General features: G+C 35.1%; 11 protein-coding genes and 5 pseudogenes. 5 read left to right on the top strand and 11 right to left on the bottom strand.

Going from position 1 to position 17,708, the window contains the following annotated elements:
• Positions 1-111: 111 nt before the first annotated feature.
• From YN1551_RS18090 to YN1551_RS08060, 4 genes and pseudogenes are all read left to right on the top strand, one after another.
• Positions 112-216, top strand: a pseudogene (locus tag YN1551_RS18090) (transposase); the annotation flags it as partial.
• A 283-nt stretch (positions 217-499) separates the two neighbouring features.
• A complete protein-coding gene (locus YN1551_RS08070) occupies positions 500-2,149 on the top strand; it encodes a pyruvate oxidase (protein ID WP_009989226.1) in 1,650 nt (549 codons plus the stop codon).
• Positions 2,150-3,145: an NAD(P)/FAD-dependent oxidoreductase gene (locus YN1551_RS08065; protein WP_009989228.1), complete on the top strand. Its 996-nt coding sequence runs from the start codon at positions 2,150-2,152 to the stop codon at positions 3,143-3,145.
• A gap of 961 nt (positions 3,146-4,106) precedes the next feature.
• Complete coding sequence (locus YN1551_RS08060; protein ID WP_012713627.1) at positions 4,107-5,513, top strand: APC family permease; 1,407 nt, start codon at positions 4,107-4,109, stop codon at positions 5,511-5,513.
• Between the two features lie 68 nt (positions 5,514-5,581).
• Here the strand turns inward: YN1551_RS08060 and YN1551_RS08055 are convergent.
• The 3 genes and pseudogenes from YN1551_RS08055 to YN1551_RS08045 all read right to left on the bottom strand — a co-directional run.
• Positions 5,582-5,803 (bottom strand): annotated as a pseudogene (locus tag YN1551_RS08055) (helix-turn-helix domain-containing protein); the annotation flags it as partial.
• A 28-nt stretch (positions 5,804-5,831) separates the two neighbouring features.
• Entirely contained in the window at positions 5,832-6,992 is a 1,161-nt protein-coding gene (locus tag YN1551_RS08050; RefSeq protein ID WP_012715521.1) for an IS110 family RNA-guided transposase, read from the bottom strand.
• 290 nt (positions 6,993-7,282) lie between these two features.
• Positions 7,283-7,672: pseudogene (locus tag YN1551_RS08045) on the bottom strand (helix-turn-helix domain-containing protein); the annotation flags it as partial.
• Positions 7,673-7,913: 241 nt separating this feature from the next.
• On the opposite strand from YN1551_RS08045, the pseudogene YN1551_RS08040 reads away from it, so the two are divergent.
• Positions 7,914-8,929: pseudogene (locus tag YN1551_RS08040) on the top strand (DUF4322 domain-containing protein).
• Positions 8,930-8,955: 26 nt separating this feature from the next.
• Here YN1551_RS08040 and YN1551_RS08035 read toward each other — a convergent pair.
• The 8 genes and pseudogenes from YN1551_RS08035 to nadA all read right to left on the bottom strand — a co-directional run bounded on the left by YN1551_RS08035 (position 8,956) and on the right by nadA (position 17,623).
• Positions 8,956-10,088, bottom strand: a pseudogene (locus YN1551_RS08035) (M20 family metallopeptidase).
• 8 nt (positions 10,089-10,096) lie between these two features.
• Positions 10,097-10,984: a DUF1177 domain-containing protein gene (locus YN1551_RS08030; RefSeq protein ID WP_012711227.1), complete on the bottom strand. Its 888-nt coding sequence runs from the start codon at positions 10,982-10,984 to the stop codon at positions 10,097-10,099.
• Complete coding sequence (locus YN1551_RS08025) at positions 10,981-12,216, bottom strand: FAD-binding oxidoreductase (RefSeq protein ID WP_012713630.1); 1,236 nt, start codon at positions 12,214-12,216, stop codon at positions 10,981-10,983. Before YN1551_RS08025 ends, YN1551_RS08030 begins: the two co-directional genes overlap by 4 nt.
• A gap of 191 nt (positions 12,217-12,407) precedes the next feature.
• Complete coding sequence (locus tag YN1551_RS08020) at positions 12,408-13,382, bottom strand: ABC transporter ATP-binding protein (protein ID WP_012713631.1); 975 nt, start codon at positions 13,380-13,382, stop codon at positions 12,408-12,410.
• Positions 13,379-14,182 (bottom strand): carbohydrate ABC transporter permease, encoded by an 804-nt coding sequence (locus YN1551_RS08015; protein ID WP_012713632.1) that lies wholly within the window; start codon positions 14,180-14,182, stop codon positions 13,379-13,381. The genes YN1551_RS08020 and YN1551_RS08015 overlap by 4 nt, the downstream gene beginning before the upstream one ends.
• 1 nt (position 14,183) lies before the next feature.
• Positions 14,184-15,002, bottom strand: coding sequence for a carbohydrate ABC transporter permease (locus YN1551_RS08010; protein WP_012713633.1), 819 nt, complete (start codon positions 15,000-15,002; stop codon positions 14,184-14,186).
• A gap of 5 nt (positions 15,003-15,007) precedes the next feature.
• On the bottom strand, positions 15,008-16,441 hold the full coding sequence (locus tag YN1551_RS08005) for an ABC transporter substrate-binding protein (RefSeq protein WP_012716117.1): 1,434 nt from the start codon (positions 16,439-16,441) through the stop codon (positions 15,008-15,010).
• A 243-nt stretch (positions 16,442-16,684) separates the two neighbouring features.
• On the bottom strand, positions 16,685-17,623 hold the full coding sequence (nadA, locus tag YN1551_RS08000; RefSeq protein ID WP_012713634.1) for a quinolinate synthase NadA: 939 nt from the start codon (positions 17,621-17,623) through the stop codon (positions 16,685-16,687).
• Between the last annotated feature and the right edge of the window lie 85 nt (positions 17,624-17,708).

Below are 17,708 nucleotides of genomic sequence, written 5' to 3'. Positions count from 1 at the left end.
TGACATAATTTATAGCTTAATATTGACACTTATCTCCGCACTCAATGTTCTTAGGGTTTTCATTAATTTTCTTTACTTGCTTAGGGTTAGGAATTCCAGTAATATCATTTTGATATTGCTAGTTTTCACAGAGCTTCTCATGTTCTCGTTACTGCTTCTAGGCTTTACTTGCTTTTCTTGCCTCCCTATTCTTCCGATTTGAATCCCATTGAGTTGGAAGGATTTGAAGCGTTGAGTTAACATAACTCGGATTACACTCTTGTATTGAGGATGGATTCTCAAGGCAATTACACGTTGGCAAGTTTCACGATGGACTTGAGGAAGGTGATAGAATAGAATGTTTTCTTAAATTTTGTTTATTATCTGTTAGCAAGTTTCATCTCACAATAGTACGAGTTTTTCCAAATATTTTTCTATATTTTGCATTAAGAGAAGTTATAAGCCAGTTGCGGCTATTATAAAAAAGACTATAAAGGAATAAGTAAAATATATATATATTATGCCATCAGTTGCAGAAGTAATAATAAGAGTATTAGAAGATAATGGAATTCAAAGAATATATGGAATTCCTGGAGATTCCATTGACCCTTTAGTTGACGCGATAAGAAAATCTAAAGTAAAATACGTACAAGTAAGACATGAAGAAGGTGCAGCTTTAGCTGCCTCGGTCGAAGCGAAAATAACTGGTAAGCCTTCAGCATGTATGGGTACTTCTGGTCCTGGATCAATCCATTTATTAAATGGATTATACGATGCAAAAATGGATCATGCTCCAGTAATAGCGCTAACTGGACAAGTAGAGTCAGATATGATAGGTCACGATTATTTTCAAGAAGTTAACCTAACTAAGTTATTTGATGATGTGGCAGTATATAATCAAATTTTAATTAACCCAGAAAACGCGGAATATATAATAAGGAGGGCTATAAGAGAGGCTATTTCCAAAAGGGGAGTAGCTCACATAAATTTACCAGTAGATATTCTCAGAAAGTCCTCAGAATATAAGGGTAGCAAGAATACTGAAGTAGGTAAAGTTAAATATTCGATAGATTTTTCTAGAGCTAAGGAATTAATCAAAGAAAGTGAGAAACCAGTTTTACTAATTGGAGGAGGGACTAGAGGCCTAGGTAAAGAGATAAATAGGTTTGCTGAAAAAATAGGAGCACCAATAATATATACATTAAATGGTAAGGGGATTTTACCAGATTTAGATCCTAAAGTTATGGGCGGAATAGGTCTTTTAGGAACTAAGCCTTCCATAGAGGCGATGGATAAGGCTGATTTATTAATAATGTTAGGCGCATCATTTCCTTACGTTAATTTTCTAAATAAGAGTGCCAAAGTGATACAGGTTGATATAGATAATTCTAATATAGGTAAGAGGTTAGATGTTAATCTCTCTTATCCGATTCCAGTTGCTGAGTTCCTAAATATAGATATCGAAGAGAAATCAGATAAATACTATGAAGAGTTAAAAGGAAAGAAGGAAGATTGGCTAGATTCTATAAGTAAGCAGGAGAATAGTTTAGATAAACCAATGAAACCTCAGAGAGTAGCTTATATAGTTTCCCAGAAGTGCAAGAAAGACGCAGTAATAGTTACTGATACTGGAAATGTAACTATGTGGACTGCTAGACACTTTAGAGCTTCAGGAGAGCAAACCTTTATATTTTCTGCTTGGCTAGGTTCAATGGGCATTGGAGTCCCAGGAAGTGTAGGAGCTTCTTTTGCTGTAGAAAATAAAAGACAAGTTATTTCTTTTGTAGGAGATGGAGGTTTTACTATGACTATGATGGAAATGATAACTGCTAAGAAATATGATCTTCCAGTTAAAATAATCGTTTATAATAATTCTAAATTAGGAATGATAAAATTTGAACAAGAAGTAATGGGGTACCCAGAATGGGGAGTCGATTTATATAACCCAGATTTCACAAAGATAGCTGAATCTATTGGATTTAAAGGATTTAGATTAGAAGAGCCAAAAGAGGCTGAGGAAATAATAGAAGATTTTCTAAACACTAAAGGACAGGCACTTTTAGATGCAATAGTAGATCCAAATGAGAGACCAATGCCACCTAAACTAACTTTTAAGCAAGCTGGAGAATACGTTCTTTCAATATTTAGAGAGAAATTAGAGGGTATTTAAATGATACTTATCTTAGGTGGAGGATTCGCAGGAGTTTCAGCTTATAATCAAAATAAAGAAAATTCCTTAGTAGTCGACAGAAAGGACTATTTTCTTTTAACGCCATGGATAATTGATTTTATATGCGGAATGAAGAAATTGGAAGATATTATAGTAAAATATAAGAAAGTTATACTTGGAAATGTGCAAAAAATTGATTTTAAAAATAAGAAAGTTATACTTGATAATAGTAAGGAATTAACTTATGATAAACTTATAGTAAGCTTAGGTCATCATCAAAATCTTCCACGATTAAAAGGAGCTAAAGAGTATGCGCACAAAATAGAAACATTAGAAGATGCTATAGAGTTAAAGAGAAGATTAAATGAAGTTAAGGATATAACTATCATAGGGGGAGGTGCAACTGGTGTAGAGTTAGCTGGGAATATAAAGGGGAAGAAGATCACTTTAGTTCAAAGAAGAAATAGATTACTACCAACTATGTCCACTGCCTCGTCAAAAAAGGCTGAAGATCTATTAAGAGAGTTAGGAGTCAATCTAATGTTAGGAGTAGAAGCTATAGAAATCAAAAAAGATTCTGTAGTCACAAGTTATGGTGAGATTAAAACTGAATTAACTATTTTCGCAGGAGGCTTAAAAGGACCACAAATAGTAGGCAATTTACATGCTAATAAAAACCATAGACTACTCGTAGACAAAAATCTTAAGTCAATTGAATATAATGACGTTTATGGCGCAGGTGATTGTGTAACATTTGAAGATAAGGAAATTCCAATGACTGCAGATATTGCAGTTGCTGCTGGAAGAGTAGTCATGAAGAACATATTAGGTAATGAAATAGAATTTAAGCCTAAAAGATTAGCTACGACAATCCGAATTAGAAATGAATTCTTTGGGGACTTTGGGGAAAATTATGTAGAAGGCAAATTTGCTAAAATACTTAAAGACATTTCTTACCTGGAATCATTACTTTTACCTAGACGTTTGAGAGAATAAACCTTTTAAAAATATTTATAAATTCTTATAAATAAAAATACTAATTAAATTTAATAATTATTAGGAATTTTTTCGGACATTTAAGCTTCATAGAATTTAGTACAGTGATGTTTGAGAGTGTCGTTATTAAGCTAATAGCAGTTTACGGGTTTCCCTTCCGTTTAAAAAATTTTTGATCCCTCCACCTCCTTGATAAATTCTTTTTATCAGTCGAGAGCCAACTCGCCCACTAACTTGTACCGCGTGAGTTGATCGAGGTAGTGTGAACTATGTTGAAAATTCTGTTTTTCTCTATATTTGGTTATTTTCTCCTACAATATAAGCTTAATCTCTCGTTATACTGAAAGATATAATTGCATTTCATTCCTTATAATCCATAATACTATATTTCTCTCTTGTTATTTATATTCAATTATTTACATTAGGGACAGTCTCTTGAGTAGATCATTAAAGAATTCCTGAGATATTTTATTATTTTCATTAAAATACTTTATGATATCTTATATAAAAGAATCATCTTAGTTGCTACAGTAGCTATAATCTCCTTCTTTAACTATTGAGGAGTTAGTTGCTTAAGTGATAGCTTTAGCTTTTCTCTTTACTATTTGGCAATTATCTCAAGAAATCTGACTATCACTATTCTTAAAAAGGCTGAAGCTTCCTACTTGATTCTATGATAATCACTAAAACTCTTAATAATACTAATCTTAGGATCTGATAAAAAACTGACTTCCATTTTTAACGAAAATCTCACGTGACATCTTAAGTTTTTTCATCATCGATTTCTGAGCTCTATTTTTCCGGGTCCGAGATAGGATAAAACTTACTTATTATTAAACGTACTAAATAGGGTATTGGATTTAAAAAGTCCTCCTTTAACATTGTTTAACTCATAAAGTTAAAATCTAATGAACAACTGTTGATAGAAAAGTAGAAATATTTAAAAAATTGTATTTGGGATATGGATGAAGAAAAAAAGAATGTAAGTGAATTGAGAAAAGGTGTCCTTGGTACTTGGCTTGTTGCAAGTTATGGAATTGCAGCTAATGCCCCAATAGCTGTTGCCACACTCTATTTTGTGGGCCTTGCTGGATTGGTAGGAGGAGCTATGCCACTCACTGTGATACTTTCGTACTTGATCTATGCTACTACACTTATTGTTATTTATGAGTGGAGCAAGGAGATTGCAGCTTCATATGGCTATGTTGCTATGATAAAGAAGGGATTAGGCAGTAGTTTGGCTTCCTTTACTGTAGGATATGGTTATATTTATCAATATCTTGTTGCTGGAACAGCTGGATTTGGAATATTAGGAATTGCGTCTTTCATCTACTTGATCTCTCCCAGTATTGCTTCTTCAATGCCTTGGTTATGGGCAGCAATAGTGATTATAGTTACAATTGAGATTACGACAATAATGTGGCTTGGAGTGAAGCCAGGAGGTCTACTAAATCTCATAATAGGATTAATTTCAATAGGTTTTCTAATCGTAACTTCTATAGTTTTAATTGCTGGAGCAAAGAATAGTATTTTACCATTTACTGTTATTCCAGTTAATAATAATTGGGCGTTGGTACTTACGGCAATGATTTTCGGTGTTACTACCTTTGGTGGTGCTACAACTCCAATAGGAGTAGCGGAAGAAGCTAAGGTTCCAAAAAGTACTTTGCCAAAAGCACTTCTCTTAACGTTTGGATTACTTGGAGTTGGATTAATATTGAATTCTTATGCACAAACCATAGTATATGGAATAAACAATATGTTTAATTACGCCAATCTACCAGACCCAATGATAGTGATTTATAGTAAGTATTTCAATCCCGCGATTGTGTATCTGTTAATAATACTTGTGGCGTTTATGTTTAACTCTTCTGCATTGGCATTTGCTACTAGCGGGAGTAGAATGATATTCGGTATGGCTAGGGATGGTGTATTATATCCTAAGGGTTTTTCAAAAGTTAATAAATACGGTGTGCCAGGTAATGCAATAATACTTACGGGTATTGTTACAGGTGCTCTTAGCCTTATAAGTGGTTACATTCTAGGTCCGTTAGAGGCTAGTATATTTTTAATAACGTTTGGCTCATTCTATGTTGCCTTAGGTCATTTATTTGCTGCTTTAGGGTTAATTGTACGTAAGGTTAAGGTGGGTAAGGCTAACATAGTGAAACATGTAGTGATACCGATAATTTCAATAATATTATATATTGCTGTAATATATTTTGGCACTTACCCTGCGCCAACTTTCCCATTAAATATAGCAGTTTATGCAGCCTGGGCCATTCTTTTGATTCACATAATAACGTATTATGTAATAAAGAGCAGATTTCCAGATAGAATTAAGAAGTTTGGCGATTATAGTCTTTAAATATAGAAGAGAAGTCTTATATAATTTTTAAACCTTTTTAATCACTTAAATTTCATATGCAGGAACTGCTATTCTATAATTAATGAGGAGATTATCTTCTCTATTGATTTTCGCAAATGATAGAGGAAATCTTGCTTGGAGATACTTAATTTTTCAGCAATTTCTTTAGCTTTTATTTGCCTTGGATAATTGAAATATCCCATAGCTATTGCGGTTTTTAGTACTAGTATCTCCTTTTCTGTCAAACCATTATAGAACATATCTGAAAACTTTATTTCTTTAACTACAAGGCACTACATGCTGACGCCTCTAACAAACCTATGGGGATAACGAGTCTAGCGCGTCTCCCACGTCGAAGTCCTTGACATTAACTTCCTTACCCCTAGGAATCCTAAAACTCTTCTTGACAACTCCCTTGTAAACACCGTCCTTTATAACATGATAACAAATGCTTGCAAGCTTTCCGGCAAGAGCACAAGTAGCTTGAGTAACACTCTTCCCCCTAGCAATAAGCCTCTCATAATACCCTTTAAAAGGCTCAAGACCCCTAGCAACCTTGGCAACCAAGTAGAGAGCTCTACGCAAATACTTATTACCCCTAATCATACCGGAGTGAGACTCGCTATCACCACTCTGCTTAGTTTTGGGTGCAAAGCTTGCATAAGCCCTAGCAGCCTTAGAACTGGAAAAACGGGAAACATCACCGAACTCAGCGTAAATAGTTGCAGCACTAATCAAACCAATCCCGGGGATCTTACTCAACTCAATTACTGGTTTTGGAATCTTGGAAATTATCATATCCTCAACCTCCTTAATCATTTTCTCCAAGTTTTTTAACAGTTCAACTAATTGTTTTAACGCTAGTTTTTCCGCGTCGTTTAAGTTTCTCCCTAGTTTTTCTTTTAGTTCCTCCTTCTCTTCCTTGCTTAGTCCCTCCCCCTTTACTAGCTTTTCAAGTAGTTTTCTTCCCTTCTTGTCGAATGGTTGTATTTTATATCCCGCGAATTCTAATATTTTCCTTATCTCGTTCTTTACTTGTGTTGTCTTCTCTACTAAGCTTTCCCTATATCTCGTTAGTTCTCTTAGCTCCATTATTTCTCCTGTTGGTATGTATGATCCCTTGATTACTCCGGTCATGTGTGCTACTAGTAACCTTTGTGCGTCGAGTTTGTCTGTCTTTTTCCCTAGTATTTCTGTTAGGTGTAGTGGGTTTATTACTGTTACCTTGTATCCTTTTTCCGTTAGTTTTTCGTGTAGGTAGAAGTAATATATTCCAGTTGCCTCTATTATTCCTTCCTTATATTCTCCTAGGAATTTAATTAGTTCCTCTATTCCCTCGTTGTCGTGGTTGAATTCCTTTACCTCCTTGACGTATACTGCTGATTTTTCTTGTTCTACTACTAGTTCTCCCTTTGCTGCTGTTAGTTTGCTTTGTGAAATATCAATTGCGAAGGCCTTGTTTGTAACTTTTAATTCCATGCTTGTGTATTACGCGTTTCTCGAGATATTTTTTGTTCTCATAATACCTTGTTTTCTTTGCATAGTGTTAAGTGTTTCAGCCCCTAGAGTATTTTGTTACAACCTCCTACTCGGGGGTTTTTATCCCCTCTTGTTAGATCGTTCTAGGGGCTTCACAGCTAGCCTTGTAGATGGGGTTTTATCCCCATGTTTTCTATGAGCTTATGTTGTTTTTCTCCTTACTTGTTTATTTCCTTTTCTCTTGTAATACTTGGTTTTATTCGTTCTCTTGTTTTGCGTGGATTGCCCCGTAGGAGGTTATCTATGGGAAATCTTTCTGATAATTTACCTATTAAGGATTTTGCTAAAATTGTTACTTCCCACTTTTCTATTCCTTCCCTTACAATGTTTCTATATTCCAATACATTATTGCTCGAGAGTATATACCCTGCAATTGTAGTACTTAGGTCTTCAAGGAAGTCAATTACGTAGCCTCCTTTTACTTTTCTATATTTTAGAACTTCGTAAACGTTTTCTGACCTTTTTAGGTCCGTTACTATTAATTTTACTGAAGCTATTGTGACTCTAACTTTCTTATTATTATATTTTGATACATTTAAGGTAACAACGCTATCTCTTATTTTGCTGGTCCAGCAACCCTGGTGCGATATTGAAAAGTTAATTTTATAAAGATTCTTCATTCCACTATGAAGGTGTTTTCTCACTTAATAAATTTTTCAAGCTAAAACATCAAAAATTTTTAATATTTGAAGACAGACGCTACTGAAATAATTAGAATGTTTTAAGAAAGTTAAGCCTTAGACCCCAAATTCATTTTACAAAAATAATTGCATTGTATAATTTTTTCTAACCAAGAAAATTTTGTAATTAGAGAAAAAGTTAAGGGAGATGTAGTCTGGTATTACTTTAGGGGAGAAACGCTTGACAACACCAGACTACATCTCCCCTAAAATACGAGTACAAATAGAGGAAAAATTATTTTCCATCATAAACTTCAAGGGAAGAAAGGCAGAAGAAGTCAAGAAAACACTTGTAACAGCAGCACTAACAAAAGATTCAGTAGAAAACAAGGCAAAAGAGCTTGGCATATCACCACAAACAGTTAGAAACTACGTGGAAGAACAACCACAAGTAATAGACCAAATGCTAAACGTGATCAAAACGATTTCCGCTAAGGAACTAGGTGGAAGAAAACGTGTAAAAATATCAATAGACTGGACATCAATAGAATACAAGGGAAAACCCGTAGAAGGACTAGGCGGGTCAGAAAAAGGCTACGCGTGGAATTACGCAACAGCAACCACAAGAGTAAAGGGAAAAACACTAATACTAGCATTCACGCGCGTAGAAAAAGGAATGACTAGACTAAAGATAGTTGAAAGCCTAATACAACAAATACTAGCATTGGGCCTAGAAATAGAATTAGTAACACTAGATGCTGGTTTCTATTCAGTGGATGTGATCAACTACTTGTCAACTTCATCATTGGAGTACCCGTGGGTAAGGTAGGGATACATAGGAATTTTGATGGAGATTATACTGTAAAGTCAAATGGTAAGAAAGCGACATTTAGGCTAATAGTACATCATGGTAGGGGAAAGGAGTACTTGGCAAAGGGGACAAACCTAGACGTAAATAGGAGTATTGTTGTGAAATGGTATGACAAGGTTAGGACGCCAATAGAAACATCATACAAGTTGATTAAGTCTTTCCTAATCTTTACCTCATCAAGGAGTTGGTTATTCCGCTTGTTCATCTTCGTACTAGCAATGTTAATCTATACACTATACTTGCTCCTCAAGGGGACAACGAGCAAGGAAGACTTCCGCTTACTCCTAACTATCTTGCTCTTGCAAGATAATATTACTATTTTGCAAGAATATTTAGTTAAATTATTTTATCCACTTTTTAACTCCCTTGAATTATTTTCGGGGTGATGAATTTGGGGTCTAGGGTAAGGGTTTTATCGATAATTATGAAAATAAATCCTTTTCATCACACATTCGTAAATTACACTAGTTTTCTCTATGTTATCTAATTCAACATATTCATTAGGTACATGAGCTTGATCTGGATTACCTGGACCAAAATTTATCGAATCGGAATTTTTATAGAAGACTGCATCATATCTTATATTACTTATTAGCTCTTTAGGTACCACGTTAAGAGCTGAAGTGATACAAAATTTAAACGCTTTAGCTATGCCAGAATCTGGGTTAGAAACTGAACTTGGAATAAAAGATTTAATCTCAAAATTATATTCTATCCCTATTTCTCTAGCTGTAGTGTCAATTACATTCTTGTCAAATTCTGGAGTTCTATTGTCGTGTGGAGGAATAGCTCTATAATAACTAAAGGCAAAGAAACCCGGTACTATTCCATCACTATTAGTGGGATTAAGCGTATATCCCCCGAGGTTAACTATTTCCTTTCCTAATTTTTCTTGTAACTTGAGTGCTAGTTTAGAAGCTAGCAGGAAGGCATTAATACCATCTTTTGGGTTGCTTGCATGAGCTTGTTTGCCAAATATTTTTATTACACCCCTCACTATACCAAAATGCCCTACATACAAGTTAGGGAAACTGGTAGCCCCCCAAATATCACCATGGTAGGGGTAACACGAGTTTCCTCTGTTAAGTATTTAGTCCCTATACCTCCACTTTCCTCATCTGGGACAAAAGTTATCTCGATTGGTAAATCGTTAAATCTAGAAAGGGCTAAATATAAGCTCACAATTGAACCTTTCATATCTGAGGTTCCCCTTCCGTATGCCTTATTATTAATAATTTTAAGCTCGAAAGGATTTGCTAACCAACCATCCCCTGGTGGGACAACGTCATAGTGAAAGTTGAAGTGAAGTATAGGATTTGGGCTGTTTCTTACAATTACTATTAGTCTTTTGTTCCCTTTATGTGATGGAGAGTAAATGTAGTATTTGTCCATGTATTCCTCTGGTATTTCGATTAGCTGTATTTGAAAACCTAACTCATTAAATAGGTATTTAAGATAAAGTGCAATATTCTCGTATTCTAATCCAGGTGGATTAGCTGTTTTGATTTGTATTAGGTCTTTCAGTAGTTTTGCTGGATCTACCATTTCAATGATTACCTTCTTTTAGCCTTTAACAAATTAGACTTTCCTAATCTGTTCTCTAATTCTTCTAATTCTTTCTCTTCATACATTTTCCCTCCATTTTCTATATATTTAAGGAGTTCAATGCAAAATCTTGACGCGTGTTCTAACATTTCAATGTTTAATACACCAGTTTCATATCCCGGTATAACTTGTTTGGAGACTGTTGCAATTCCAATCACTGGAGAATCTGTATATAGCCATGGCGAGATTAGAGTACTAATGTGATATACATTATAATCTAGAGGAGTTAGATCTCCAGTTGTCAAAGGAACCATGTAAATTTCGTGACCAGTTACCTTATTGTAAATGTCAATTACGTTATCGTGAAGTTTTAGGATATACCCGTCTTTAACTACATGAGTTATTGCGAAATCGTCGAACTTAGCTATTCTGTTTCCTTTAGTTGAGTCAATTGATACAACGAATGAGGCCGAGGGATCGACTTCAACTTTAAGTGCTTCATCTAATCCTAAAAGTGGGACCATGAAGTCAAATGGTTTATGGGGAATTAGTTTAGCCTTAACGGACAAGTTAGTTACAAATAGTACATTGAGATCAAGTTCTATTCCTTTTTCTCTTAAATTGAGAAGTTCTAGAAGTGTGGTTAGGCTTACAATTGCTCCATCAGCGTCAGAGACCAAACCCTTATTTACCCCAACCATTTGTATTGCCCCTAATCTTCCTAAGATCTCTACTTTGTCCTTTCCTCCGCCTTCATAAAGTGCTTTTATAAAGGTTACTTCTCCAGCTTTTACTTCCTCGTATTTGACTTTACCTTCTAACTTCTCCTTTATCTTCTGTAATGGGTCTTCAGATTCTAGAATGTCTATAACCTCTAATAACTTTTTTAACATCATACTCTCAGCTTCCCCGGATTTAGGATATCGTGAGGATCTACTATCCGTTTATATTTCTTCATTAGTTCTAATCTATATTCTTCATCTACTCTATCATTTACAACTAAGGAGTGTATTTCAAATGGTATCCCTTCCTTTGTCATTATTGAATCTATTATGTCAAAGTTTAGTCTATCAGAGATGAAGACTGTGTAAATTACGGTTTCCCCTCTCAATGTCATAACATCGCCGTGTATTAGTACATTAGAACCTAAAGCGTCTTTAACTTGGCTTACTACTTTAAGGAAACTGTTAAGAGAGAGCAATCTAACCTCGTAAAAATAATCGGAGAAATTGGTTAGTCTGCTCATGGTAACGTAAATAGCCGCAAATGCCAATTCGTCTAAGAATTTCATATCTACTTCTTCTCCAAAGCTTTTTGTACTTGCGACTATTACATTCCATTTACCCGGAGCTACTCTATTTTTAGCAACTAATGATAAGGCCTCTTGATCCTCTATAGTGATTCTCCTTATCTTATCTCTTTCATTCTCTGCATCTTTTAGGAATTTTACCAACTTACCTAGTTCATCAAATCTTATTATTTGATCTTTCCAGTCTTCATAATCTACAGTAGCTATATCAGCCCCGATTATTATGCCAGTTGTCCCAGCTGCTTGAGCTACTGCTAAGGTATTTTCTCCGGTTAGTTCAAAAGTTCCAGTAGGGCCAACAATTTTTACACGTCTAATTCCGCCGTTATGGAAATGATAGCCATATTGATATGATCCAATCCCTACATCTCCTCCTGCAATATATCCTCCTAAAGTGGAAATGTAAAAGCTACTAGGATATACCTGTAATTCTTTTCCCCTCTTCCTAAGGTAATTCAGAGCATCTAGAACCTTTACTCCGGGGGATATTTTCAAATACTTCTCGTCATATTCCATAGTTTTATTTAATTTCTGAATATCCAATACAATAGAGGGATGTATTGGTAGTACTTGTCCTATTGTAGATGTTCCTGCACCCCTAGCTAATAAGGGGATTCTATGAATATCGCAAAATTTAACAACGAATTCAACGTCATACCTATCTTCAACAATTACTACCCCTAGCACTCTCTTACCCATTTTCGATAGAATTGGAGAGACTAAATAGGGAGATTTGGAGTAGTGATCTATGACGTTATCGTTCATAATAAGCTTTGAACCAAGTTCTTTCTCAAGTTCGTCTAATTTCATCATAAACATTATTTATAAATTAATATTAAAGGACTACCTTTAACAATGTAAAATGATTATGTTCTTGACAAGGAATAGGCAATAAGGAGAGCTAATGAGTTATATCTTAGGGTAGATTGTTAAGGGTATGTTTATATCGGTTTTAATAAGAAAATAGACATATAAGAAAAGATATTTTGGGAACATTCACAATAATTTTTCTATTCTTGTGCCAGTTGTCCATCATTATATTTTCTATATTTAATTATTTTAAACCTAACTTCTTGACCTACATCATAAAATTCTTGAGAAAGGATAGTTATATTATTATTTTTGAAATTGCATATTAAGTATCTTGACTCCCCTGAAGCTTCTACTGATTCTACTATACAAGATAAATTGCCTTTTCCTACTTCTACCCATTCTGGCCTAAACCCTATTTCTTGCGCCTTTTCTTTCATTAGCTCACCAGGTAGAAAATTCATTGGGAATTCACCTACGAATTGTGCTACCCATTTTGTTTTTGGATATTCATATAGTGTTTTTGGATCACTGACTTGTTCGAATTTGCCTTTATGAAGTACAGCAATCCTATCTGCTAGACTTAAGGCTTCCTTTTGATCGTGGGTTACATAAATGAACGTACCTTTCAATTCCTTTTGTATTCTCTTCAGCTCTCCTCTAGCTATTGTCCTTACTCTAGCATCTAGATTACTTAATGGTTCATCCAACAAGAAATAGCTTGGATTTCTTACAATTGCCCTAGCCAGTGCGACCCTTTGTTGCTGCCCTCCACTGATTTGTGTTACTTTTTTATCTAATATTTCTGATATACCTAAAAGCTTTGCAGTTTTTTCCACTCTTTCCATTATTTCCTCTTTTTTCATTCCCCTCATCTTGAGTGGGAATGCTATATTATCTCTCACTGACATGTTTGGGTAAAGTGCATAGTTTTGAAATACCATAGCAACATTTCTCTTCTCTGGGGGTTTGTCTGTAATGTCTACTCCATCTGCTATAATTTTCCCCTTATCTAGTTTTTCAATTCCTGCCAAGATTTTCAATAATGTTGATTTTCCTTCTCCACTTGGTCCTAGTATTACAAAGAACTCTCCAGTCTCTATCTTCTCTGTTATGCCATTAATTACAATGTTTTTGCCATATTTCTTTACAATATCTATTAGTTCTACCGTCATCCTTTTATCCCTCCTGCTAAATATTCTCCTCTTAGATATTTTTGTAATGCAAAAGTTAAAATTATTACGGGAATTGTGAATATTAGTGAAAATGCTATTCCTGCCAATAAGTTTCCCCTGGTAACGTCTTGATATATTGTTACTGGAAGTGTGGAGTGATAGGGAATTAATAGGATTGCATAAGTAAACTCATCCCATGAGAACATCCATGATATTAGGAATGCTGCTGCTATACCAGGTGCTGCTAGTGGTAAGAGTACTGAAAATAACCTATTAAATAAGTTTGCACCATCAACTCTAGCTTGATGTTCGAGGTCAATGGGTATTGATGAGAACGTGCCTTGTAAGATGAACGTAGCTAATGGTAGTGTTATTAGTGTTTGTGCTAAGGCTAGACCTATTACGGATTCAAAAAGGTGAAGTTTAAGAAAATCTACTGCTATTGGAATACCTATTACTATTGCTGGCATCATATTGGTAACTAATAGAAGGATAATTATGGAATATGCTATGGCTCTTGGTAATCTACTTAAACCATATCCCGCTGGAATAGCCAATGCTATGGTAATGATTCCCACTAATGTCGCTGTCTCCAGACTTTTTATGAATGGATCAATAAACGCTGTGCCTTGTAATGCTGTTATTAGGTTATTTAGTGTTAGTGACACTGGTAATAGTGAGGGAAATTTGGCTAAGACGGTATATTTTGGAAAATTGAATGCGAGTAATACTAAAATGTAAAGTGGAAATAGGAAGTAAATTCCTACTACTATTGCACCTAAATATGTCCACCATCTCATGTTATCTACCTCCGGAGAGTTTGATTACTATGCCAGAAAATACTAGGATGAATCCAAGAAGTATCGTTGCCGAAGCTAATGCTAATCCAACTTCTGGAAAAGTTGTAGTATATAAGTCGTATATTAAAGTGGTGAGGAGAGGGGGATGCTCACCAATCAGTATTAAAGGTAAAGCGAATATGTTGAATTCTTGCACTCCCCTTAGAATAAGTGATATCCCAATGAAGCTCCTAAGGTTTGGTAATGTTATGTAGAAAAATCTCCTAATTGGCCCAGCTCCATCTATTGCAGACGCGTAATATAACTCCTTTGGTATTGAGGACATTCCAGCCAATAATATTAAGGCTACAATGGGTGTGTTTTTCCAGCTGTCCGCAATCATCACTACCAATAATGATGATATGGAAGATTGGTACCAGTTTACGTTAAGACCAAAAAGAGAATGAAGAATTGTATTTGCGTATCCTCCAGAGGTTTGAAAGACAAAGCTGAAAGTTACTGCTGCGACAACTGTTGCAATACCCATTGGTATTATTGTTATTGTAGATAAAGCTCTTTTCCCAAAGAATTCTCTGGCTAGAACTGATGCAACTAGAAAACCTAGAGCTAGTTGTATTGCTAATGCACCAATTGTAACTACTATTGTATCAATTATTGCGCCAGGCAAATTAAAATAGGATAGTTCTTCGTAATTATATAAAGAGAAACCCCCATGGGGGTCTTGAAAACTTAAATAAACAGCCTCAATTGTGGGAAAAAAGGCAAAACCAATTACGTATGCCAATGCAGGAAGTACTAATAAAAAATGGGTTAACTTCACTTTACTCACCCATATAGTGGCCCAAACACCCCTTCCTCATACTCTTGTGCTACCGTTGCATTATAGTTTTGTAAGAGATACTGATACATTTCCTTATTTGCTTGGCTCAATATTTGAGGTATCTGCGAATATGGGGCATGATTTACGATTATTTGAGTAAACACGTTGTCTGCTATCTGTCCCCAGACAGTTATCCACGGTACTGGTTCTCTAAAGAATGCGTTCTGTAAGGCTTCTTCTTCAGCCTTGTATAGTGAACTTATATTACTTGGAAGGTTTTGATAAGCTTGTTGATTTACTGCTGGCCATGAGAGGTATATGATAAATTCTCTTTGAACTTGTGGAGATAGTAAGAATTTGGCGAATTCTATTAGTGCATTAATGTGCGTTGCTCCCTTAGGTATTGCTAATACATCACCACCTACTAAGTGATCACCGTTAACAGGACCAGTAGGGCCGGGATAGAAGCCTATGTTGCTCATATTAACTCCTTCACTTGCCATAACGCTATAGATATAGGGCCACTGATAATCGATCAAATAGTAACTACCATCTATTAATCCCTTATAGCTTCCCCAATATCCGTGAACGTAATCTGGGTTAAAATATTGTGAGAGATTGTACAAATATTCAAATGCAAGTACATCGCCAGAATCATTAAATAAGAATGGATTTCCACCAGCCTGGACCATCCACTGGTAAAGCTCAGTATAGGTACTTGCTCCACCATGCCCTTGGAACATTATTGGTTTTAAACCAGTTTTATCATAAATTATCTTTGCGTATTGCAGCAATTGTGACCAATTTTCTGGTGGAGAAGTCAAACCTATTTGCCTAAAGAGACTTGCGTTATACCAGACTAGAGGAATGTTAGCTCTTAGAGGAATGAAGTAAGTACCATGATATACTTTTTGTTCATACTGGACTAATGATTGCATTGATGGAATTAGACTAACATTCTGTAAGATTTGATTTACATATGGGGTTAGGTTCATTAAATAGTTACCATTGAGCAATTCTCCTATAACTAGGTTGTCTTCACCGATTATAACTGGACCGACATTACCACTCATTACTAACTCTTCAACACTTTTTACTATATCACCGGCACTTTCGTCAACATAATTAATTTTAATATTAGGATGTGTTGCCTCGAATTGTGGAATTATTATTTTCTGTGTTATGTTGGCTTCAGATGGCGATAGATCATCGAAATAGGTTATAGTAATGACTTGTGATGGAGATGTTGACGTAGCTAATTGCGAAGTAGACGGAGAAGTGGTAGATACTACTTGTGACGGCTTATGACTAAGTAGAGTTACCGCAGCAAAAGCTCCTATTACGATTATTACTATTGCTACTACTATTCCTATTATTGTGGTTGTAGATAAACCACGTCTCATTTTCTCTTTTTTGGAGAATTTATCTGGGCGAGACATGGTATTATATAGATAGTTTATAGTGTCTAATAAACTTTTTTAAAAGTTATAGTCAGATAAGTTAGAATTTAGTTCTAATTAGATTTATCAATGAATGTCTAAAGAATTTAAATTTGATATATAACTATAATTATCTTTCAAGATGACCAGATGTTCGGCATAGGAAATATATAATACGATCTAAGTAATATATAGGAAAAAAGGAATAAAATTTTATATACTTAATAAAATTACTCTTGCTTATCATTCTAACAACTTCATAGTATTTTCAAATGCTATCTTAGCCCTTTCTGCAATATCCTCTGGTACTTTAACCTCGTAAACCTCTTCCTCTAATGACCTCTTTACCTTTTCCAAAGTTATCATATTCATATATGGACACCTAGCACAAGCACAAGCTTCGGTCGTTACGAGTGGGTAGAATTTCTTACTGGGATTCTTAATCTTCAGAGCGTTTATCATACCTATCTCTGTTGCAACAATGAACTCCTCGTTTTTATTCTCCTTTGAGAATTGTATCATTTGATTGGTAGATCCCACGAAGTCTGCGCTTTCTAAAATTTCCAATGGCGCCTCTGGATGAGCCATTAACAAGGCATTAGGGTACTTTTTCCTTGCCAATTCTACTAGTTGCTTAGTATAGTTGGCATGTACTATACATCTACCATTTGGCGGCACTTTAATAATCTTCTTATTGGGAACTTTTTGTTGAACGTAATTAGCTAGATTGGCATCTGGTCCAAATAGTATTGTATCTGCGTTTAGTTTCTTTACGACTTTCACTGCAGTTGAAGACGTTACTATGTAATCTGCTAGAGCCTTAGCGTGAATGCTGGTATTTATGTAAAGCACTACTGGGGCATTAGGGTACATTTCTTTATACTCTTGTAATGTTTTAACGTCAAGTGCGTCAGATAAAGTACAACCTGCACTAGGTTCTGGTGAAAGTACTTTCTTTTCTGGATTTAACGCTGAAGCTTGTTCCGCCATGAAGTACACTCCTGCAAATATTATAATCTTAGCGTTTGTCTTCATTGCCTTAACTGCCAAGTCGTAAGAATCTCCAGTGAAATCTGAGACTAACTGAACAGAGTATTCCATGTAGTTGTGTCCTAAAATTATTGCATTCTTTTCAGTTTTTAGCTTCTTTATTTGACTTAATAACTTTTCAACTCTAGTCATTTTCCGAACATATGTTCGTATAGCAATCTAGTATAAAAACTTTTAGTTAATAAAAAACTTTTTATTTGACCGAACATATGTTCGA

The sequence above is a fragment of the Sulfolobus islandicus Y.N.15.51 genome, assembly GCF_000022485.1.
Taxonomy (GTDB): domain Archaea; phylum Thermoproteota; class Thermoprotei_A; order Sulfolobales; family Sulfolobaceae; genus Saccharolobus; species Saccharolobus islandicus.
This window is presented reverse-complemented; position numbering and strand designations above follow the sequence as displayed.